The organism is Kribbella sp. CA-245084, assembly GCF_050942355.1.
Classification (GTDB): Bacteria; Actinomycetota; Actinomycetes; order Propionibacteriales; family Kribbellaceae; genus Kribbella.
Genome location: NZ_CP192053.1, coordinates 6,146,274 through 6,166,406, shown reverse-complemented (window position 1 = coordinate 6,166,406; position 20,133 = coordinate 6,146,274). Strand labels below are relative to the sequence as shown.

Annotated in this window: 24 protein-coding genes; 11 read left to right on the top strand and 13 right to left on the bottom strand. The window is 67.8% G+C overall.

All coding sequences use genetic code 11. The features are described from left to right. The first annotated feature begins 3 nt into the window (after positions 1-3). Positions 4-495: a metallophosphoesterase family protein gene (locus ACQPYH_RS29285; protein WP_432877702.1), complete on the top strand. Its 492-nt coding sequence runs from the start codon at positions 4-6 to the stop codon at positions 493-495. A 99-nt stretch (positions 496-594) separates the two neighbouring features. Here the strand turns inward: ACQPYH_RS29285 and ACQPYH_RS29280 are convergent, their stop codons facing one another. Next, on the bottom strand, positions 595-750 hold the full coding sequence (locus tag ACQPYH_RS29280) for a hypothetical protein (protein ID WP_165546543.1): 156 nt from the start codon (positions 748-750) through the stop codon (positions 595-597). Between the two features lie 150 nt (positions 751-900). Here ACQPYH_RS29280 and ACQPYH_RS29275 point away from each other — a divergent pair, with 150 nt between their 5' ends. Then, the gene (locus tag ACQPYH_RS29275; RefSeq protein ID WP_432877698.1) at positions 901-1,431 is read left to right on the top strand and encodes a hypothetical protein; all 531 of its coding nucleotides are present in this window, start codon (positions 901-903) and stop codon (positions 1,429-1,431) included. A gap of 67 nt (positions 1,432-1,498) precedes the next feature. Beyond that, positions 1,499-2,752 carry an exonuclease domain-containing protein gene (locus ACQPYH_RS29270; RefSeq protein WP_432877696.1) on the top strand — a complete coding sequence of 418 codons (1,254 nt, stop codon included), beginning with the start codon at positions 1,499-1,501 and terminating at the stop codon, positions 2,750-2,752. 3 nt (positions 2,753-2,755) lie between these two features. Here ACQPYH_RS29270 and ACQPYH_RS29265 read toward each other — a convergent pair whose 3' ends face one another. From ACQPYH_RS29265 to ACQPYH_RS29250, 4 genes are all read right to left on the bottom strand, one after another. Beyond that, complete coding sequence (locus ACQPYH_RS29265) at positions 2,756-3,274, bottom strand: orotate phosphoribosyltransferase (protein ID WP_432877693.1); 519 nt, start codon at positions 3,272-3,274, stop codon at positions 2,756-2,758. Positions 3,275-3,295: 21 nt separating this feature from the next. Beyond that, on the bottom strand, positions 3,296-3,559 hold the full coding sequence (locus ACQPYH_RS29260; protein WP_130450209.1) for a hypothetical protein: 264 nt from the start codon (positions 3,557-3,559) through the stop codon (positions 3,296-3,298). Positions 3,560-3,622: 63 nt separating this feature from the next. Continuing rightward, entirely contained in the window at positions 3,623-4,111 is a 489-nt protein-coding gene (locus tag ACQPYH_RS29255) for an FBP domain-containing protein (protein ID WP_432877690.1), read from the bottom strand. An 87-nt stretch (positions 4,112-4,198) separates the two neighbouring features. Further along, positions 4,199-4,588, bottom strand: a complete 390-nt coding sequence (locus ACQPYH_RS29250) for a hypothetical protein (RefSeq protein WP_432877687.1) — start codon at positions 4,586-4,588, stop codon at positions 4,199-4,201. 147 nt (positions 4,589-4,735) lie between these two features. Here ACQPYH_RS29250 and ACQPYH_RS29245 point away from each other — a divergent pair, with 147 nt between their 5' ends. Then, positions 4,736-5,287 carry a YceI family protein gene (locus tag ACQPYH_RS29245; protein WP_432877684.1) on the top strand — a complete coding sequence of 184 codons (552 nt, stop codon included), beginning with the start codon at positions 4,736-4,738 and terminating at the stop codon, positions 5,285-5,287. Positions 5,288-5,343: 56 nt separating this feature from the next. Here ACQPYH_RS29245 and ACQPYH_RS29240 read toward each other — a convergent pair whose 3' ends face one another. Both ACQPYH_RS29240 and ACQPYH_RS29235 read right to left on the bottom strand, forming a co-directional pair. Continuing rightward, positions 5,344-5,829 carry a hypothetical protein gene (locus ACQPYH_RS29240; protein ID WP_432877682.1) on the bottom strand — a complete coding sequence of 162 codons (486 nt, stop codon included), beginning with the start codon at positions 5,827-5,829 and terminating at the stop codon, positions 5,344-5,346. Between the two features lie 101 nt (positions 5,830-5,930). Then, positions 5,931-6,473, bottom strand: a complete 543-nt coding sequence (locus ACQPYH_RS29235; RefSeq protein ID WP_432877680.1) for a hypothetical protein — start codon at positions 6,471-6,473, stop codon at positions 5,931-5,933. A gap of 240 nt (positions 6,474-6,713) precedes the next feature. Between ACQPYH_RS29235 and ACQPYH_RS29230 the strand changes: the two genes are divergently transcribed. From ACQPYH_RS29230 to ACQPYH_RS29215, 4 genes are read left to right on the top strand one after another with little or no spacing between them, the layout of a single operon-like run. Beyond that, a complete protein-coding gene (locus ACQPYH_RS29230; protein WP_432877677.1) occupies positions 6,714-7,334 on the top strand; it encodes a hypothetical protein in 621 nt (206 codons plus the stop codon). Positions 7,335-7,347: 13 nt separating this feature from the next. After that, on the top strand, positions 7,348-8,553 hold the full coding sequence (locus tag ACQPYH_RS29225; protein ID WP_432877675.1) for a sensor histidine kinase: 1,206 nt from the start codon (positions 7,348-7,350) through the stop codon (positions 8,551-8,553). Next, positions 8,543-9,193 carry a response regulator gene (locus ACQPYH_RS29220; protein ID WP_432894518.1) on the top strand — a complete coding sequence of 217 codons (651 nt, stop codon included), beginning with the start codon at positions 8,543-8,545 and terminating at the stop codon, positions 9,191-9,193. The genes ACQPYH_RS29225 and ACQPYH_RS29220 overlap by 11 nt, the downstream gene beginning before the upstream one ends. 4 nt (positions 9,194-9,197) lie before the next feature. After that, entirely contained in the window at positions 9,198-9,554 is a 357-nt protein-coding gene (locus tag ACQPYH_RS29215) for an MmcQ/YjbR family DNA-binding protein (RefSeq protein ID WP_432877672.1), read from the top strand. Here ACQPYH_RS29215 and ACQPYH_RS29210 read toward each other — a convergent pair. Beyond that, positions 9,551-10,216, bottom strand: a complete 666-nt coding sequence (locus ACQPYH_RS29210) for a maleylpyruvate isomerase N-terminal domain-containing protein (protein WP_432877669.1) — start codon at positions 10,214-10,216, stop codon at positions 9,551-9,553. The two genes, ACQPYH_RS29215 and ACQPYH_RS29210, sit on opposite strands and share 4 nt — an antisense overlap. A 31-nt stretch (positions 10,217-10,247) precedes the next feature. On the opposite strand from ACQPYH_RS29210, the gene ACQPYH_RS29205 reads away from it, so the two are divergent. Continuing rightward, on the top strand, positions 10,248-11,702 hold the full coding sequence (locus ACQPYH_RS29205) for a fused MFS/spermidine synthase (protein WP_432877667.1): 1,455 nt from the start codon (positions 10,248-10,250) through the stop codon (positions 11,700-11,702). A 23-nt stretch (positions 11,703-11,725) separates the two neighbouring features. Then, the gene (pgm, locus tag ACQPYH_RS29200) at positions 11,726-13,348 is read left to right on the top strand and encodes a phosphoglucomutase (alpha-D-glucose-1,6-bisphosphate-dependent) (protein WP_432877664.1); all 1,623 of its coding nucleotides are present in this window, start codon (positions 11,726-11,728) and stop codon (positions 13,346-13,348) included. Here pgm and ACQPYH_RS29195 read toward each other — a convergent pair. Together ACQPYH_RS29195 and ACQPYH_RS29190 are read right to left on the bottom strand one after the other, a co-directional pair. Further along, the gene (locus tag ACQPYH_RS29195; RefSeq protein ID WP_130450185.1) at positions 13,345-13,719 is read right to left on the bottom strand and encodes a DUF3037 domain-containing protein; all 375 of its coding nucleotides are present in this window, start codon (positions 13,717-13,719) and stop codon (positions 13,345-13,347) included. The genes pgm and ACQPYH_RS29195 overlap by 4 nt on opposite strands. After that, positions 13,716-14,453, bottom strand: coding sequence for a HipA family kinase (locus tag ACQPYH_RS29190; RefSeq protein WP_432877662.1), 738 nt, complete (start codon positions 14,451-14,453; stop codon positions 13,716-13,718). Before ACQPYH_RS29190 ends, ACQPYH_RS29195 begins: the two co-directional genes overlap by 4 nt. Before the next feature lie 34 nt (positions 14,454-14,487). Between ACQPYH_RS29190 and ACQPYH_RS29185 the strand changes: the two genes are divergently transcribed. Beyond that, on the top strand, positions 14,488-15,558 hold the full coding sequence (locus ACQPYH_RS29185; RefSeq protein ID WP_432877659.1) for a carboxylate-amine ligase: 1,071 nt from the start codon (positions 14,488-14,490) through the stop codon (positions 15,556-15,558). 383 nt (positions 15,559-15,941) lie between these two features. On the opposite strand, the gene ACQPYH_RS29180 is transcribed toward ACQPYH_RS29185, so the two are convergent. Genes ACQPYH_RS29180 through ACQPYH_RS29170 form a run of 3 tightly spaced genes read right to left on the bottom strand, consistent with a single transcriptional unit; the run spans position 15,942 to position 20,080 of the window. After that, positions 15,942-16,658: a hypothetical protein gene (locus ACQPYH_RS29180; RefSeq protein ID WP_432877657.1), complete on the bottom strand. Its 717-nt coding sequence runs from the start codon at positions 16,656-16,658 to the stop codon at positions 15,942-15,944. 27 nt (positions 16,659-16,685) lie between these two features. Next, entirely contained in the window at positions 16,686-19,343 is a 2,658-nt protein-coding gene (locus ACQPYH_RS29175; protein WP_432877655.1) for an ABC transporter permease, read from the bottom strand. Then, on the bottom strand, positions 19,340-20,080 hold the full coding sequence (locus tag ACQPYH_RS29170; protein ID WP_432877652.1) for an ABC transporter ATP-binding protein: 741 nt from the start codon (positions 20,078-20,080) through the stop codon (positions 19,340-19,342). The genes ACQPYH_RS29175 and ACQPYH_RS29170 overlap by 4 nt, the downstream gene beginning before the upstream one ends. Positions 20,081-20,133 lie beyond the last annotated feature (53 nt).

Here is a 20,133-nt window from a genome sequence, read left to right as displayed (position 1 = left end):
CGCATGCGCCTGGTGCTGATCTCGGACACTCACCTGCCGGTTCGGGCGAAGAAGCTGCCGGAGCCGGTCTGGGAGGCGGTCGAGCGTGCCGACGTGGTCATCCATGCGGGCGATTGGGTGAGCGTCGGATTGCTGGACGAGTTGGAGGCTCGTGCGACCCGACTCATCGGGTGCTGGGGCAACAACGACGGTCCGGAGTTGCGAGCGCGGCTGCCTGAGGTCGCGCGTGTGACCCTCGACGGGCTGTCGGTCGCCGTGGTGCATGAGACCGGCTCGGCCAAAGGGCGTGAGGCGCGCTGCGAAGCGGCGTACCCGGGGGTTGAGCTGCTCGTGTTCGGGCACAGTCACATCCCGTGGGACACGACGAGCCCGGGCGGATTGCGGCTGTTGAACCCGGGATCGCCGACCGATCGGCGCAAGCAGCCGTATTGCACGTACCAGACCGCGACGATCAGCGCCGGCCGGCTGGAGGACGTTGCCCTCCACAACCTTTAGAGGTTGCGTGCTGCAACGAATTCGGCCGGGCAGGCGAGATCAACGCCGTACCACCGAGTTACGGCGTGTCCGGCCTGCCCGGCCGATCGTGCTGAGGAGTCAGGCGTTCGCTGCTTCCTTGACCCGGGTCTTGAGGCGGTCCCGCACCTCTTCCGGGGTGTAGGCGCGGCGCTTCCGCTCGCCCCGCGCGATGACTACGCCCGTTGCGGCCACGCCGACGAGCCCCGCAAGTCCTACCACCTTCCATACCTTCATGACGACTAACCTAGCGACGTGACCAGCCGGATTTCACTGGATGACGCTACGGAACTGACACGAACAGGTGACATTTGGCTGTTCCGCGGGGACAGCGCCGCGGATCGCGCTATCCAACTGACCACGAACAGCCCGGTCAACCATGTCGGGATGGCGGTCGTCGTCGAGGATCTCCCGCCGCTGATGTGGCACGCGGAGCTCGGCCGTTCGCTGCCGGACATGTGGACCGGGCAGCACCAGCGCGGCGCCCAGCTGCACAATCTGCGCGACGCGGTGCTGGTGTGGGCGCGCAAGTACGGCCAGCAGGCCTGGCTGCGGCAGCTCGACCATCCCGTCACGCGGGAGATGGAGGACGCCGTACTGCGGACGGTGGCGCGGTTGGACGGTACGCCGTTCCCGTCGACGGCCCGCCTCGCGTCGAGGTGGGTGCGCGGTCGCGTGCCGGCGTTCCGGCGCGGGTCGCGCGAGCTCGAGCTGGAGTCGGCGTACTGCGCCGAGGTGGTCGCGGTGACGTATGAGGAGATGGGGTTGCTGAGCGGGCGGAAGCTGAACTGGTACGACCCGGGCCGGTTCTGGAGCGGCGACGAACTCGAGTTGGCGCACGGGGCGCGGCTGGGCGAAGAGATCGAGGTCGACATTCCGCCGATGCCTGACCCGACGGAAACTGTCGGCGGCGTGTGATTGGGTTGTTCCAGTCGGTCATCGAGCCGGAGCACAGTCGGAGCAGAGCCAGCCGGAGGAGGCCCGGATGTATGCGGTCATCGACACTGAGACGACCGGCCTGCTGCCGAGCCATCGGCATCGGGTCATCGAGATCGCGGTCGTGCTGCTGGACGCCCGCGGGCAGGTCGAGCACGAGTGGGTGACGTTGCTCAATCCCCAGCGAGACTTGGGCCCGCAGCACATCCACGGGATTCTGACCGCCGACGTGCTGGCGGCTCCGGAGTTCGGGGATATCGCTGGGCAGTTGGGCCAGCTGCTCGCCGGGCGGATGGTTGTCGGGCACAACGTCGAGTTCGATCTCGGATTCCTGCGCGCCGAGTTCGCGCGCCTCGGTGTCACGGTGCCGCTGATCACCGAGCGGTCGATGTGCACGATGGCGCTCGCCGGCTATCTCTATCCGGGTGCGAAGCGGACGCTCGGTGCCTGCTGCGCGGCCGCGGGCATCTCGATCGAAGGCTGGCACTCGGCGATGGCCGACACGCGAGCGACCGCTGAGCTGTTTTCCCAATACTTGAAGGCTTTCCCGTCACCGCCGCCCTGGCAGTGGGCTTACGAAGAGGTACGCCGCTTGCCGTGGCCGGCGTTGCCGGGGACCGGTGTCGCGCCGACCGTTCGTCCGGTGCACGCCGGCGGACGTCATGGCTGGATGAGCCGACTCGTCGACCAGCTGCCACGGGTGCCCGAGCCGCCGCAGGCCGACTCGTACCTCGTGCTGCTCGACACGATCCTCGCCAACGGAGAGATCACGGCGGCGGACGCGGATCAGTTGGTGCAGGTGGCAACGGAGCTGGGGCTGACCCGTCCGCAGGTCGACAGTCTTCATCGCTGGTATGTGGCTGCGCTCGCGACGGCGTCCTGGGGAGACGGGACGATCACGCCCGATCAGCGCAACGATGTCGACCGGGTTGCCGTCATGCTCGGGCGTCGCGCGACCGACGTCGACGAGGCGCTGGTCCGGGCGAGCGCCGGGCGGTACGTCGTACCGGATCGTCCTGGGGCGCGCGGGTTTCCGCCGGGGAGCACGATGGTGTTCACCGGCGACATGGTCGAGCCACGCGAGGTGTGGTGGGATCGCGCGGTGGCGGCGGGGTTCGTTCCGCAGGAGGCAGTCCGGCCTGAGACGACGTTCGTGGTGGCTGCGGACATCGACAGCTTGTCGGTGAAGGCTCGCACGGCTCGCGAGTTCAACGTCCCGATCATCTTGGTGGACGACTTCCGCCGGCTGATTCCAGCCGACGAGCGCAAGGTTGAACAGAAGGACGAGCGCAAGGCCGGGTGAGGGTCAGGCGGTCAGGTGCTCCGGGTTCAGGAGGGCGTGGAGGGTCAGCCCGGCGTCGGTGAGTGGAGTCGGCGTCGTGAGGTTGCGGTTGATGACGCAGAGTGCGTCGGTGATCGTCGCGCCGAGAGCGCGGAGATCGTTGGTCGACAAAACGATCTGGCCACCGGTGGTGACGACGTCCTCGACGATCGTGACGCGGCGTCCCTCGATGTCGGCGCCTTCGGCCAGGCGGCAGGTGCCGTACGGTTTCGCTTCCTTGCGGACGAACGCGCACGGTAGCCCGGTGTGGCGGCCCAGTGCGGTCACGACCGGTATGCCGCCCATCTCCAGTCCGGCCAGGACCTCGGTGCCCTCCGGGATCAGCGGGACCATCGCCGCGGTCACTTCGTCCAGCAGGACCGGATCGGCCTCGAACCGGTACTTGTCGAAGTACTCCGTCGTCGTCTGTCCGGACCGTAGGACGAACTCCCCGGTCAGGTGAGCTGTCGCGTAGATCCGCCGGCCAAGTTCGTCTAGGTGCACACCCGGCACCCTATCCGGCGACTACGCGAGGTCGTCCTCGTCCGGGAGGGGTTCGATCTCGAAGCGGAGTTGTTTGCCGGAGCGGATGCGTTCGATCGCGGACAGGCACGCTGGTTCGCTCATCTGGACGCCGATCTCGGCGAGCTTGTGCCGCAGCACCCGGGCCGCGTCCTCGGCGGAGCGGGCGCTGGACTCGTTGATCGCCTCGATGGTCGTGGAGGTGAGCTTCTCGCGGATGTCCGGGTGTGTCTGGTGGATCTCGTGCGTGATGCGGAACTCGGTCATCGCGACTCGCTCTCCCTTGTCCTCTGCGGGCCGATGGTGGGACCAGCGTAGTGTCCCGGGACCTCAGCTGAGCACGCGTCGGACGAAAGTCTCCAGACGGGTTGTGAGTCGCTCCGCGCGGACCTCCGGAGTAGCGGTCTCGCCCTGGGGCAGGTCGAGGTCGCGCAGGCCGCGGATGTACAGCGAGCAGGCGAGATCGGCGCACATGTACATGCCGACGGTGTTGCCCTCGCGGCCGGCCGAACCGGCCCGGCGAGCGGCGAACAACGCGACGTCGCTGACGTGGTGCGCGGTGTTGCACAGGTCGCAGAGTCCGGCGAATCGGCGCGCGGCTCCGGAGGTCTGGGTGCTGACCGCGATCCCGGTCACCCCGCCGTCGCGCTGGACCACCAGATAGCCCCGGTTCGGAGCCTTGGCGTCGCGCCAGCCGAGGAAGTCCAGAGACTCCCAGGGCAGCTCGGTGAACCGCGACGGCAGCGCGATCGCCTTCACCTGGCTCTTGGTCGAATTGACGAACGAGCGCCTGATCTCGTCGCCGCTGAGCGATTCCACGACGGTCCTCCAGTTTCTCCGGCCACCTATGAGACCCGGTGCCATCGGCCCGTCGCAACCGATTAACTCAGTTGCTGTGGGCAACAGTCAGCTGTCGGCGTACGACGCAGTCCGGGTGTCGTCGTGGTTGCGGAGGTCGACGCCGAAGTCGACCGATGCCTTCAGCCGCAGCAGCAGCGAGACCACCTCGGCGTCGTCTGCCGGACCGTCCGAGCTCAAAGTGAGCGCGGTTCCGCCCGTCTCGCCCGCGGCGAGCGTGAACGTGAGCGTGCGGCCGAAGTACCGCAATCGGTAGAGCTCGTCCTGGACGGCCTCCTCGATCCGGCACTCGCCGGTGCGTCCGTCGCCGAGCGCGAACGAGATGACCCCGCCCGATTCCGGCGCCGACGTGGCCCAGAACCGCTCCCGACCCAGCGCCGTACTCACCGCGCGATAGACGTCGTTCGGCGCCGACGCGCAGAACACCTTCCGCTCCACCGAACCCCACTCTCTCCTCGATCGCGTCCATTCTCCGATCCCGGCAGGTCCACGAGGTGAACACGCCGGGTGGGGGGTGGACTTCTGAGCGTCAAAGGTGAAATCTGTACTGTGTAAAGTTCAACTAATCCTCTGGAGGAATCCGCGATGTCCAACGAGTACGCCGCACTGTCCGGCGACTACACGCTCGACGCGGCGCACACCCGGATCGGGTTCAGTGCCCGGCACGCAATGGTGACGAAGGTCCGCGGTGCGTTCGACGAGTTCGAGGGCTCGTTCCACATCGACGGCGAGAACCCGGCGAACTCGTCCGGCACGGTGACGATCCAGGCCAAGAGCATCAACACCCGCAACGGGCAGCGCGACGAGCACCTGCGCAGCAACGACTTCCTCGCGATGGACGAGCACCCGGAGATCACCTTCACCTCGACCGCGGTCAAGCCGAGCGGCGACGGTGAGTTCGTGGTGTCGGGTGACCTGACGATCCGCGGCGTCAGCAAGTCGGTCGACGTGACGTTCGAGTACACCGGCGCGGCGACCGACCCGTTCGGCAATCAGCGCGTCGGCCTCGAGGGCTCGGTCGTCATCAACCGCAAGGACTTCGGCGTCAGCTGGAACGCGGCGCTCGAGGGCGGCGGCGTACTGGTCAGCGAGAAGGTCACGCTGGAGCTCGAGGTCTCCGCGATCAAGAACGCCTGATCCCTTTCAGCGCGTTGGCAGTGGGTGTCGCCGCTCGGCGGCATCCACACTTGCGTTCAGGCGTGGCGACTCGTCTGGTGCAGCAACGACTCGACGGCGTCGCGGAGTTCGGTGTCGTGGTGCGGCCCCGACCACACGACGATGCGGCCCTTGTCACCGAGCTTGGTGCTGACCAGGTCGCGCGCAGGCGTCGGGTCGCCTTGATTGAGCAGTACGACGAGACGCCGGCCGTCGCGCTGCAGGCGATCCAGCAGCGGCGGGAGCGTGGAGCCGTGGAACAGCCCGGGGTCGCTCTTCACCTTGGTCTCGATCATCACGCCGCGGCCGCGCACCACGAGCAGGAAGTCCGCGCGGTCCCGGGTGAATTCGCGATCGTGATAGATCCGCGCCTTCGGCCACAGGCGTTGCAGCGCCGCGTCGACCTCGACGTCGTACTGGACGGCGAGACGACTGACGCGGGAGTTCGTCCGCCGGAAGGACTCCGGCGTACGACGGCCGCCGCACCACGTCGGCAGCCAACGGCGGAAACTCGTGTCGATCATCGGTGGACCCCAGACATACCCAGCCGGCACTTGGTGATGAGTGTTCCCGACTGCGGCAAGCGGAATCCGATGGCGCGCGATCGTGATCGCACTGGGACGAATCAGCAGGCGTTCGGGGTGGTGGTGCCGCCGTCGACGATCCAGCCGGACTGCTGGGGGAGGACGCGCATCTGGTCCAGCCAGCGGGTCGGGGTGGTGTTCGGGAGGACGGAGTGGCCGCGGGAGTTCACCGTGCGAGCCGCGGAGGTGTCGTAGCAGGCGCTGACGAGGACGCCGTTGGACGCGATGGTCCGCTGCGCCCAGAGGACCTTCGTGGCGCCGGTGTTGTGCAGCTTCTTCGTCCGGAAGTACTTCGCCTGGGCGCTGATCGCCTGGTACATCTTCGGCGTCATCACCTGCTGCAGTTGTGTCGTCTTGCCGCCGCCGCTGCGCATCATCGCGTCGAGCGCGATCCGATACGCGTAGTACGCGTTGACCACCGGGTCGTCGGAGCCCGCCGCCGCGGCCGCCTCGTCGGTGAGACTCGGGCGAGCCGCCTTCTGGGCGGCAGGTGCCGCGTTCGCGACGCCGGCGTCGGTGCCGCAGCCGGGAACGAGCAAAACCGGGATCAGCGTGGCGGCCACCGCCAGGTTCCGCATGCGCATGGTGTCCAGTACCTCCTGTTGGGCGCGGCCTCGCCGCTCGTGCCGTCGGGCAGCCCAGCGAGCCGTATACGCCGTCCGGCACTGACCGTGTAACGTCGGGACACGCATCGTGGTCACTGTGACCTAGATCACAGCCGACCCCTACCGGGGTACTGGTCGCCGGTTGGCTCCCTGGCTGGATGTGCCGGGAGCGTCCGATTTCTAGCCTCTATCTCAGGACCTGAGACTCGAGGAGACACGATGACGGACACACTCAGCCCCCACACGGCGGACGCACAACCGACGGACGGCAGGGTGCGACGGCTGGCCCGGTCAATGGCTCGGTCACTAGCGAGGTCGCTGGCGTACGACGCGGTGCTGGCGCCGGTCAGTGCGCAGACGCTGGCGGACGCGATGCTCGGGGAACCGCAGGCAGCCGGGCGACGCTGGCGCAGGCTGGCGGCGTACCGGCTCGGCTGGCGCGGTCTGGTCGGCACAGACCGGGCCGGCGAACCCACGGTCGGTGTCGTGTTCGGGTACGGGCTCATCAGCGCGGTGCTCGGGCTGATGAGTTGGTTCCTGATGCTGCTGGTGGTCATGGCTGTGGTGCGCGGGCCGTTCTGGGGTTTCGTCGACCATGGCCCGATCGAGCCCGGTACGTGGGGCGGGCCGACGCGGGCCGGTGCGTGGACGGCGCACGGGCTCATCGCCGTACCGTGCATCGTCGCGTTCCTGTTCGCGCTGCGGGGGATTGCCGCGCTGCAGGCCCAGCTGGTCCGGCCGCTGTACGGACTGGCGGCCCGCAAGTGGGTGCTTCCGGCAACTATCGTGCTGGCGGCCGGGGGACTGGCGTTCTTCTGGTCATGGATCGAGCAACTGTGAGTAGGGTCCACCCGTGAACAAATGGCCGCGCGGGCGGTGGGCGTGGGCTGCGGCGCTCGGGGTCGCGGCACTGCTCGTCCTGACGGTCATGGATCTCGGGCAGCACTACGAGGTACAGCTCGGCGCAGTGCTGGCACTCGCTCTCGCGCGGGCGCTGGCCTTAGGCCTGGCGTGGCTGCGGCCCCGGGCGGCGATGCTGGTCTCGCTCATCACGACAGCCATCACCGCGGCGGTGACGACGCCGGTCAGCTCGAGTGAACCGTGGCCCTGGGGTACGACGGCAGCGTTCGGGCACTCGTTCGTCGTCGCGATCGCGGGCGCCCGTGGACTCGGCCGGCGCGAGCAGGTCGGTTGGTGGGTGGCGACGCAGGCGGTAGGTGTGGTCGCCGTCGAACTGGCGCCGGACCGCGGCAGCTGGCGCGGTCTGATCACCATGGCGATCCTCTCGGCAGTGGCGATCGTGGTGGGCGACCTGATCCACACCCGCGGTCAGACGAACAGGCGGCTGGCCGAGCAGGAGACCATCACCAAGGCCGAGCGCGCCGAGCGGGAGCGTCTGCAGGAGCGGGCCCGGATCGCTCGCGAGCTGCATGACGTCGTCGCGCACCATCTGTCCGTCGTGGTCGTACGTGCGGACAGCGCGCCGCACCGGCTGGCCGACGTACCGGAGAGCGTCCGTGAGGAGTTCACCGAGATCGCCAACGCGGCACGTGTCTCTCTGACGGAGATGCGTCGAGTACTGCGTTTGCTGCGCGAGCCGGTCGAGCAACCGCCGATGGGGGAGCTGGGGCCGCAGCCCGGGCTGGTGGAGCTGGCTGACCTCGTCGAGAGCACATGCCGCGCTGGTGCGGACGTGCGGCTGACAGGTGAGGTGCCAACCGGCTTTGACCAGACCGTGGAGCTGACGGCGTACCGGGTTGTGCAGGAGGCGCTGAGCAACGCAGTACGGCATGCACCGCATGCAGCAGTGGAAGTGTCGGTTATACGGACCGGTGGCGAGCTAGAGGTCACCGTGCACAACACGAAGCCGCCGGGCAGTCCTACACCGGCTCCGGGTAGTGGTCACGGGCTGACGGGGATGCGTGAGCGGGCGGCACTCGTAGATGGGACGGTGAGCGCTGCACCGACCCCTGAGGGCGGTTATCTGGTGCAGGCGATCATTCCGATCGGGAACGTCGGGCAGGAGGTGGCGAGTGGCGATCACGGTCATGGTGGTTGACGACCAGGAGATGGTGCGGGCCGGGTTCAGCGCGCTGCTCGACGCGCAGCCAGATCTTCAGGTTGTCGGACAAGCTGGCGACGGCGCCCAAGCGGTCGATCTCGCCGCCGAGCTGAAACCGGACGTGATCCTGATGGACGTACGGATGCCGGTCCTCGACGGCCTCGCCGCAACCCGACGCATCCTGGCCGGCTCGACGCCGGGCGAGCCGCCGCGGGTCGTGATGCTGACGACGTTCGACCTCGACGACTACGTGTACGCCGCACTCCGCGCCGGTGCCAGCGGGTTCCTGCTGAAGCACTCCACCCCGGACGAACTGGCCGCCGCAGTACGCGTCGTGGCCGCCGGTGATGCGCTGCTCGCCCCGTCCGTCACCCGTCGGCTCGTGGAGGACTTCGCCCGGGCACAGCCCGTCGTACCGATCACTCCGGTGCATCTGACGCCGCGGGAGACCGACGTACTGCGGCTGGTTGCTCGCGGACTGTCCAACCGGCAGATCGCCGACGAACTGGTGCTGGCCGAGCAGACGGTGAAGACGCATGTCAGCAACATCCTGACCAAGCTGGACCTGCGAGACCGTGCGCAGGCGGTCGTCTACGCCTATGAGGCAGGCGTAGTGACCCCAGGTCCGCGACACTAGGGCGATGGACGTTCTCGAACGCGTACGCCGCCTGTGCTTGGCGATGCCTGAGGCGACCGAGCGGCCGAGTCACGGTGAGCCGACCTGGTTCGTGCGCGACAAGAAGGTGTTCGTCATGTACGCCGACCATCACCACGACGACCGGCTCGGCGTGTGGATGGCAGCGCCACCCGGTGTGCAGGAGGCGCTGGTCGTCGAGGACCCGGAGCACTTCTACCGGCCGCCGTACGTCGGTCACCGGGGCTGGCTCGGGGTCTACCTGGACGTAGACGTCGACTGGGAGCACTTCGAGGACCTGGTCGAGAACGCCTTCCGCCAGATCGCACCGAAGACCCTGATCACCCGGCTGGACGAGGTCTAGTCGTTCAAGGGCACTGACGTCTGCGGGAGACTGGCGATCTCCTTGCTCCAGCTGGCAGCGTGCTCTGGTGCGTCCCACTCCCAGTCCGTGATCTGTGTGGTGCTCCGTCTACCGAAGACGGCCCGGAAGAGCTCATACGAGCTGGTGTTGGCCACAGCGATCGGACCGTCGGAGTTGACCGAGTAGGTGCCGTCCGGAGTGGTGACGGTCAGCGGGCCCGGCTCGTCGAGCATCCAGTCCAGTGCGGCCAGCCAAAGCTCAGCGGGCGGCCGTCCGCTGCCGATAGCTCCGTGCAGGTCGGCTTCGTGGACCGCGGCGTCGACGTACGGGTTGCAGACCAGCGGATGCGACGTGGTGCCCTCGACGATCAGCTTCTCCAGTAGCGGTCCGACGGTCGTCCACTCGTCCAGTACCTCCGCCAGCGGCAGGTTGCGACGCATCTCGACCTGTACTGCGGTCCACGGCGGACGTGGTGCACCGATGACGTTGCCGACCACGAAGTCGGCCGCCACGCCGGTCAGGTGCGACACCAGACTGTGCACGCTCCACTGCGGGCAGGCGGGCACCTGGCGATCCAGGTCCTCCAGGCTCAGGTCGCGGACTGCGTCTGCCATCCGTTCGCGCCCTGCGTGGTACAGCTCGGCACTTCTCGTTGCGTCCATCACGTCTACATTGCACCGATAGGGTGACGCGATGGGCAAGGGCGAAGCGAGGCCTGTCGGTCAGAAGCTGGCGATTGCACTGGCGTTCGGGAGCTCCGCCGCCGTGATGGTGCTCGAGCTCGTGTCGCTCCGGCTGGTCGCGCCGTACATCGGGCTGACGCTGGAGACGAACACTGCGGTCATCGGAGTCGCACTGGCTGCGATCGCGACCGGTGCGGCTCTCGGCGGCAAGTTCGCGGACGTCGTGCCGCCGCAGCGGACACTGGGCCCGCTGATCCTGTTCGGTGGCGCACTGGTGATGCTGATCCTCCCAGTGGTGCGGTGGACCGGTCAGGCGCTGGCAAACGACATGGTGTTCCTCGTACTCGCCGTCACGCTCTTCGCGCCTGCCTCGCTGCTCGCGGCCGTCACACCGATGGTGACCAAGCTGCGGCTGTCCACTCTGGAGCAGACCGGCACTGTCGTCGGCAGACTGTCCGCGTACGCGACAGTCGGCGGCATCGTCGGCACTGTGCTCACCGGATTCGTGTTCGTCGCCACCGTCCCGATCAGCACGATCATCCTGACGCTGGGCGCCGCACTGGTAGTTGTCGGTGCCGCACTGACGTTCCTGCTGCGCGGGGTGCAGGCAGCTCTGAAGCCGGTTGCCCTGGCGGTCATAGGCGCCACGCTGACCGTGGTGGCACCACGTCCGTGTGAGGTCGAGACGGCGTACCACTGCGCCCGTGTGGTGGCGGACCCCGGTCGTGAGGGCGGTCGGACGCTGTACTTGGACCAGCTCCGGCACTCGTACGTCGACCTGGACGACCCGACCTATCTGGAGTTCGAGTACATCAAGAACTTCGCAGCGGCGATCAACGGCAGCTGGCCCGAGCAACGGCCACTGGACGTGCTGCACGTAGGCGGCGGCGGGCTGACGATGCCGCGGTACCTGACAGCGACCCGGCCGGGCAGCAAGCATCAGGTGTACGAGATCGACCCGGCAGTGGTCGAGCTCGACAAGAAGGAGCTCGGCGTACAGACCGGACCGGACCTGGCCGTCACCGTGAAGGACGGCCGGCTCGGCGTACGGGACGAGGCGACGGACAGCCGGGACCTGGTCCTCATGGACGCGTTCAGCGGGCAGTCCGTCCCGTGGCACCTCACGACCCGCGAGCTGATCACCGACGTACGCCGTGTGCTGCGGCCGGACGGGGTCTACCTGATCAACGTCATCGACCACGGTCCGGCCCGCTTCGCGAGGGCTGAGTTCAGGACGCTGCAGGCCGTCTTCCCGTACGTCGGGCTGATCGTGCGCACGAGCGGGAGCGGCGGGAACCTCGTCCTGATCGCGTCCGACCGGCCCCTCGACGTACCTGCGATCAGCGAGCGACTTGAGCCCGGGATGGAGCTCCAGGACAACCCGGCTGCGTTCGCCGGGAACGCACCGGTGCTCACCGACGACTATGCGCCTGTGGACCAGTTGCTCACGCCGTACGGTCAGTGACGCTCTTGTGGTTGCATGTGGTCATGCACCCACGCGCAGGCCAGCCCGCTCAGCCCGAGGACCTCGTCGACGTCGATGCCATGCTGGCGGCGTACGACGACATCACGCCGGACGTGGACAATCCGGCCCAGAAGGTCGTCTTCGGTACGTCGGGGCATCGCGGCTCGAGCCTTGACGGCGCCTTCAACGAGGCGCACATCCTGGCGATCACCCAGGCCGTCTGCGAGTACCGGGCCGGTCAGGGTACGACGGGGCCGCTGCTCGTCGGGCGGGACAGTCACGGCCTGTCGGAGCCGGCCTGGCGCACGGTGCTCGAGGTGCTGGCCGGCAACGGCGTACAGACGCTCGTGGACAGCGCGGACCGGCTCACGCCGACCCCCGCGGTCTCGCATGCGATCCTGCGGCTCAACCGCGGCGCCGGAGCAGACGCGGACGGCATCGTCATCACGCCGTCGCACAACCCGCCGCGTGACGGCGGGATCAAGTACAACCCGCCGCACGGCGGTCCGGCCGACTCCGACGCGACCAAGTGGATCGCCGACCGCGCCAACCAGCTGATCGCCGGCGGCAACCGCGAGGTACGCCGTACGCCGTTCGAGCAGGCTCGACAGCACGCGGGCGACTACGACTTCGTCGGGCACTACGTCGACGACCTGCCGTCGGTGGTCAACCTGGCCGCGGTCCGCGACGTCGGCGTGAAGATCGGCGCCGACCCGCTGGGCGGTGCGAGTGTCGACTACTGGTCCGCGATCGCCGAGCGGCACGGTCTCGACCTGACCGTGGTGAACCCGCGGATCGACCCGGCCTGGTCGTTCATGACGCTGGACCACGACGGCAAGATCCGGATGGACTGCTCCTCGCCGTACGCGATGGCCTCGCTGGTCGCGCAGCGGGACAAGTACGACGTGGCGACCGGGAACGACGCGGACGCGGACCGGCACGGCATCGTCACGCCGGACGCCGGACTGATGAATCCGAACCACTACCTGGCCGTCGCGATCTCCTACCTGTTCAGCAACCGCCAGTGGGGTGCGGAGGTCGCCGTCGGCAAGACGCTGGTGTCGTCGTCGCTGATCGATCGCGTGGTCGCGGACCTGGGTCGTCGGCTGTGGGAAGTGCCTGTCGGCTTCAAGTGGTTCGTCCCTGGGCTGGTAGACGGGTCGGTCGGCTTCGGTGGTGAGGAGTCGGCTGGAGCGAGCTTCCTGCGCTTCGACGGCACCGTGTGGACGACGGACAAGGACGGCATCCTGCTGGCGTTGCTGGCGAGTGAGATCACCGCTGTGACAGGGGAGACACCGTCACAGGCCCACGCCAAGCTGGTGGAGCGGTTCGGCGCGTCGGCGTACTCACGGGTGGACGCGCCGGCCACTCGTGAGCAGAAGGCCAAACTGTCTGCCCTGTCCGCAGATGCGGTCACAGCGACCGAGCTGGCCGGTGAGCCGATCGTGGACCGGCTGACGAAGGCACCGGGCAACGGAGCCGCGATCGGCGGGCTGAAGGTCACCACCGAGTCGGCGTGGTTCGCCGCGCGCCCGTCCGGCACCGAGGACCTTTACAAGATCTACGGCGAGTCCTTCAAGGGCGCCGAACACCTCGAGCAGGTCTTCGAACAGGCTCGCGACGTCGTGTCCGAAGCGCTGGCCTAACGCACGAAGGCGTCCAGCAGACGCTCGAGGTCCGCAGCGGGATCCTCAGTGATCCCGCTGTGGATCGGACCGGGATGTACGACGGTACTGCGAGGCGCAGCCAGCCACCGGAACCGCTCACTGATCGTGGTGCCCGCAGCAGGCCCACCAGCAGGCTCTCCAGCGCAGACAGCGCGGATCTGATCCAGCGACGCACAGACGACGTCAACGTCGACGTTCGGGTCCAGGGCCATCAGGCGTTCCGGCTTCACATCCCATCCGGCACCCAGGTAGTCCAGCGCCCGGCAGTAGAGCACCGCGCCCACATTGATGAACTCACCCCGCTGGATCCTCGGCGCAGCCCGCAGGATGACGTAGTCGAAGGGACTCATCGAGCACCTCCCGGCACCCATGCCGACCGATGGTCGAGCCGAGCCAGCAGATGCCCCAGGTACCGCTCCCGATCGCCGTCGGCGATCCACTCGTCCGGCACCAGCCCGATGACCTCCTCGAGAAGCGACGGCGTGATCGCCGCGGCCAACTCGGCGTCCACCTTCGCCACCCCAGGCACCGCGACGGAGAAGACGTGGTCCGAGGCGTCGTACGGCAACGAAGCGAACTTCTCCGCGGACATCCACGAGTGGTGGAAGTACAGCGCGGCGCCGTGGTCGATCAGCCAGAGGTTCTTGTGCCACACGAGCAGGTTCGTGTTGCGCCACGACCGGTCCACGTTCGCCACGAACGCATCCAGCCACAGGATGCGCGCCATCGCCTCATCACCGGGGTTGCCGGCCGAGCCGTCGTACCCGAAGGAGCCCGGCAGGAAGTCGACGGCCAGGTTCAGGCCGGCGCTGCGGATCAGCAGCTCCTGGATCTCGAAGTCCGGCTCGGACTTGCCGATCGCGGGGTCGAGCTGGATCAGCTTCAGCTCCGGCACCCGCAGACCGAGGCGGCGGAACAGCTCGCCGACGATGACCTCGGCTACCAGCGCCTTCGGGCCCTGGCCGGCGCCGTGGAACTTGATCACGTAGGTACCGAGATCGTTGCCCTCGACAACACCAGGCAACGACCCGCCCTCACGCAACGGCAGCACGTACCGGGTCGCGGTAACAACAGGCAGACTCACGCCGCAGAGCTTAGGCCATGGGTACCTGGCCGGCGTGAGGGTTCCGTCGTTCGGAGTAGAAGAAGAGCTCCTGCTGGTTTCCGCCACCGGCAATCCGCTGCCACGCAGCAAGGCAGTCGTGGCTGACCTGCCAGATGTCGAGCTGGAGCTGACGCGCGCCATGGTGGAGATCAACTCACCGGTGTGCACAACTGCGGCTGAGCTGCGGGGGCACCTGTCGGATATGCGGGTCAAACTCGCCCAGGCCGCGGCAGATGAAGGCGCACGGCTGCTGGCGATCGCAGTGCCTCCACAGGGTGACGCAGCGCAGCCGATCACCAGGAAGGAGCGCTACCAGGAGCTGGAGCAGCGATGGGGGTTGCTGGCGCGTGAGCAGGGCGTCTGCGGGTGCCACGTCCACGTCGAGGTACCGGACAAGCAGGCTGCCGTCAGAGCCAGTAACCACGTGCGGCCGTGGCTTCCCGCGCTCCTGGCTCTCACTGCGAACTCCCCGATCTATCTGGGCCGTGACACCGGCTTCGCGAGCTGGCGGTGGCTGATGACGACTCGGTGGCCGTGCGCAGGGCCGCCGCCGTACCTGGAGTCGTTGGAACACTTCGACGCGCTGGTGAGCATGCATCTGGCCGCAGGCACGCTCATCGACGAGCGGATGGTCTATTGGGACATCCGTCCCTCGTCGCATCTGCCGACGGTGGAGGTGCGGGTCAGCGACGTACCACTGACCGTTGACGAAACCGTCCTGCTGGCCACGCTGATCCGTGCATTGGTGATGACGGCGCTGGAGGACGGCGGCCAGGGGCCGAAGCTCGAGCCTGAGGTACTGCGCGCGGCGTACTGGCTGGCTGCCCGCGACGGACTCACCGCCAACGGTCTCGACGTCCGCACCGCCGAACCGCTGCCAATGGCCGAGATCCTGCACAGACTGCGGGACCACGTCGAACCAGCGCTGCAAGAGCTCGACGCACTGAATCTGGTCGACGACGGACTGCACCGTGCGCTCACAGACGGCAACGGCGCAGTCAAACAGCGCAAGGCGTTCCGCGAGGGCAGAGACTTCACCGCCCTCACAGAGGTAAAGCCGACACCGAAACCCGCGAAATCCTGAAAAACAAGAAAACAAGAAATTTAGAGTGGTGACTGGCTTCGGTGACCGGCCGGAGGTTCGCCTGCGGGCCGTCTTCTCGGAACATAACTGGCACTGAGCGCAAACTTCTTTCCACAAAGCGCCGGCCCACGCCGGCGCCGAGCCTGCCCAGACACCAACCCAATCCGGCGTCGGGTTCGTCGAGTCGTGGGTGCTGGCGATATTTTGCAGCCACTGTCCACGACTCGACGTACCGACCCCGGACCCTTCTCCACGACTCGGCGAACCAGCCGACCGGCTGGCCGCCGGCGACCTGGCTGATCCGCTGGTCGGCCTGACTTTCGCGGCACACCCCTAGGGTGCGGAGTGCCCGACGCGCTCCGACCGCCCCTGGACCGCCGGACCTACGGAGCGGAACTGATCCGCCGTACGGACTGGCTCTCCGCGGTGATCGCGCCGTCCTTGAAGGCCTTGTCCAGCGTGCCTTCGGTGCGCCGGGTGAGGGTGATGTCCACGGGACAAGTCGTCGTGGTCCCCGGTGTCGGTGTGGTCGCGAGCGGTTTGATCGACCCGGTGGGGATGGACACCGACGTACGGCCGGGCTCCAGTTGCAGGCTGCCCGGCTGGATGCACTGTCCGGTCCACGTGAGCACAGACGGCAGCTGCGACGGATCACTGTCGAAACGCACCGGTACTGCGGAGCGGCGCGAGTACGTCGTACCGGCGAGCGGACTGGTCAACCGCACCCGCTCGGGCAGCTTGACCCTGGACTGTGGTGCCGCGTCGTCACCACTGCCGCGCTTGAGGTTGAAGGTGATCTCGGTACCCGGATCGACCACGCCGTCCAGCTGCCCGGTGTAGTCGGTGACGCCAGCCGACCTTTGGTGCTTCAGGTCGACGTCCTTGCCCCCACCGCTCGCCTTGATCGACTCGCCGTCACCCAGCTCGACAAACGTCAACGTGCCAACGCGAAACGAGGCACTCACGTCGGCGTCATCACGCGACTCGGGCAGCGTGACGACCAGCGTGGCAGTCATCCCACTGGTCCGGATGTCTCTTGACTGGACGGTGGAACATCCGGCGAGGATCAGGAGTACTGCGAGGGCGGCGATTCGCTTCACAGCCCGCGAAGCTAGCAGTGCAGAGGGTTATTCGTACTGGAGGGCTTCGAGGGGGTTTAGTTTGGCGGCGCGGCGGGCCGGCCAGATTGCGGCGAAGATTCCGACTACTACGGAGACCACGGCGAAGATCACAAGTTGGGAGACGGGGACGGTGAACGAGATCTCGTCGAGCCGGGCGGCCAGGAGCCAAGCGAGCAGGAGGCCGACGAGGATTCCGATCACCGCGCCGATCAGGGCCGTGATCACGCTCTCCTGTCGGATCATCCGCTTCACCTGGCCGCGGGTCAGGCCGATCGCGCGGAGCATGCCGAGCTCGCGGGTCCGCTCGAAGACGGTCAGGACCAGCGTGTTGACGATGCCGAACAGGCTGACCAGGACCGACAGCGCCAGCAGCACGTAGAGGACGTTCAGCAGGCTCTTGATGCTGTCGGTCTGGGACTTCTTGAACTGCTCGATCGTCATCGCCTTCGCGTTCGGGAACGAACTGAGCGCGGCGTTCAAGGCGGCCGTGTTCTCCGCCGTCACCCCGCCCCGGATGTTCAGGAACGTGTAGATGTTCTGCGGCTGGGGAGTCGTGGCGTCGAAGGTCGTCGTCGCGATCGTCACGTTCCCGAACGGCGATCCGCCCGCGGGCGGCTTGAAGATGCCGCGGACCTGGAACTGCAGCATCTTGCCGGTCACCGTCTGCAGGGTGATGGTCGAGCCCTCGCTCAGTGCGTGCTCCTTCGCGAAGTCGGAGTCGACGATCGCGCCGTCGGGCTCAAGCTCGGTCAGCGAAGCCTGCGAGCCCGCCTGCCAGTCGAACTGCAGCAATTGCGAGGCAGTCTGGTCGATCGCGGTGATCGGAATGGTCTTGTCGAAGGCCAGGGCCTGCCCGCCGCGGACACTGGTCACCGCCTCGACCGACGGCACCTTGGCAACCGTGGCGGCGACAGCCGGCGGCAACGGGCTGAAGTTGTTCTGCGCGGTGATCGCGTAGTCGGAGCTGGAGATCCGGTCGACCGCGTCCTCGAACGGCTTGATCAGCCCGGCGCCGAGCGTGGCGACCAGCGTGACCAACGCCAGGCCGATCATCAGCGCAGCCGCCGTCGAAGCAGTCCGATGGGGATCGCGCCGGCTGTTCTGCCCACCGATCGCGACTGCCGGCCGGTCCGGGAGCACACGCGGGAACTCCGCGTGCCGGCCGAACAGCCGACGTACCGCCCACACCGGGACGAGGACGAATGGCCAGGCGAGAGCTGTGAGTACGACGACCGCCCACCGCGCGACCGGATCCGCGAAGGCTGCCAGCGGACGAACGAGCCGGGAGGAGAACGCGGCGATGCCGACGAACAGCAGCAGCACACCCGCGCCGAGCAGAGACAGCAAGGTGCTCGTCTTCAGCCCGTCGGCAAACAGGCCGACGAGAACCATCGCGACACCGGCAGCGGCGAGCAACGCGGCCCCGACCGGGCGGAAGCGGTTGAACCTTCCGGGCACGAGGGTCGCGCCTTCGCGGACAGCCGCGATCGGCGGCACCCGGGTAGCCCGCCAGGCCGGCCGCAGGCTGGCGAGGACCGTGACGAGTACGCCGACCACCAGCGCGACGACGATGGTCCGCGTCCGGAACACCAGGCCGTTGTTCGGCAGCGTGAAGCCGATCGCGTCGAACAGCTTGAACAGCCCGGTCGCGATTGCGAGCCCGAGGAACAGCCCGATGACGGCGGACACGATGCCGGTGACGAGTGCCTCGAGCACGACCGTGCCGAGGATCTGCCGGCGGGACGCGCCGAGGGTGCGCAGCGTCGCGAACTCGCGGGTCCGTTGGGCGATGGTGATCGACAACGAGTTCGCGATCACGAACGAGCCGACGAACAACGCGATCGCGGCGAACACAAGCAGGAACGTCTGCAGGAAGTTCAGGAACTCCGTCGTACCGGCGGCGTCCTCGGCGGCCTGGTCCTCGGCGCTGCGGACCTGGGTGCCGGCGGGCAGGATCCGGTTGACGGCGTCGATCAGCTGCTGCGTGCCGGTACCGGACTTCGCGGCGATCAGGATCTGGTCGAGCTTGCCCGGTTTGTCGAAGATGCGTTGCGCGGTGCCCAGGTCGAACCCGGCCAGCGTCGCGCCGCCGATCGACGAGACGGCGCCGAACTCGACCAGCCCGGAGATCCGCATCCGCTCGACCGATCCGCGGGCCTGTACGCCGATCTCGTCGCCGGCCCGGAATCCCTTCTTCTGCGCGGTCTGCGTGTCGATCACGACCTGGTCCGGGGCAGGCCACGACCCCGCGACGAGGGCGAGCGAGTTGAACTGCGGCAGCGCCGGGTCGACGCTGAACCCGAGGTTCGGCGCGCCGCCGAAGACGATCGCCTTGCCGTCCTTGCCGATCAGCTGCGCCTCGCCGTTGACCGAACCGCCGGCCGCGCCGACCTCGGGCAGGTCCCGGACCGTCTGCAGCAGGCCGGCCGGGAACGCGGGCGCGGTCGCGGTGCCGTCCTCGGCCGCGTCGAACGCCGACTTGCCGGTGATCGCGGCGTCGGTGTTCTTGTAGTTCTGGGTGAAGATCGAGTCGAAGGCAGACGTGATCGAGTCGGTCAGCACGTAGGTGCCGGACATCAGCGCGACCCCGAGCACGACGCCGATCGCGGTCAGCGCCGTACGGAGTTTGCGAGCCAGCACTCCCTGGATCGCGAAGCGGATCACTGCAGGTCCAGCGTGTCGATGATCTGGAGGATCTCGTGCTGGCTGGACCGGCCGGTCTCCTTCACGATCTCGCCGTCGGCGAGGTACAGCACGCGGTCGGCCATCGCGGCCGCCTTGGCGTCATGGGTCACCATCACCAGCGTCTGGCCGTACTCCTCGACCGAGGACCGCATCAGCGTGAGGATCTCGCCGCTGGTCCGGGAGTCGAGGTTGCCGGTCGGCTCGTCCGCGAACACCACGGTCGGCCGCGACACCAGCGCCCGCGCGATCGCGACCCGCTGCTGCTGACCGCCGGACAGCTCGGCCGGCCGATGCGTGAGGCGGTCGGTCAGACCGACGCGCTGGACCAGGTCGTCGAAGAACTGCTGGTCCGGCTTCGTACCGGCGATCGTCAGCGGCAGCAGGATGTTGTCGCGGGCGCTCAGCATCGGCAGCAGGTTGAAGAACTGGAAGATGAAGCCGATGTGCTGGCGTCGCAATTTCGTGAGCGCGTCGTCGCCGAGCGTCGTGATCTCGGTGCCGTCGATCAGCACCGAGCCCGACGTCGGGCGGTCCAGCCCGGCCAGGATGTGCATCAGCGTCGACTTGCCCGAACCGGACGGCCCCATCACCGCGGTGAGCTGCCCGGGCTCGATCTGCACATCGACGCCACGCAGCGCCTGAACTGCGGTGTCGCCTTCTCCATAGACGCGGACGAGCGCGTGCGCCTCTACGACCTCGGTTGTGGTCCCCACCATGCCGACCATCGCCCCCTCGGCGATCCAGCGGCCCCCAGCCTGTCCGGTTAGTT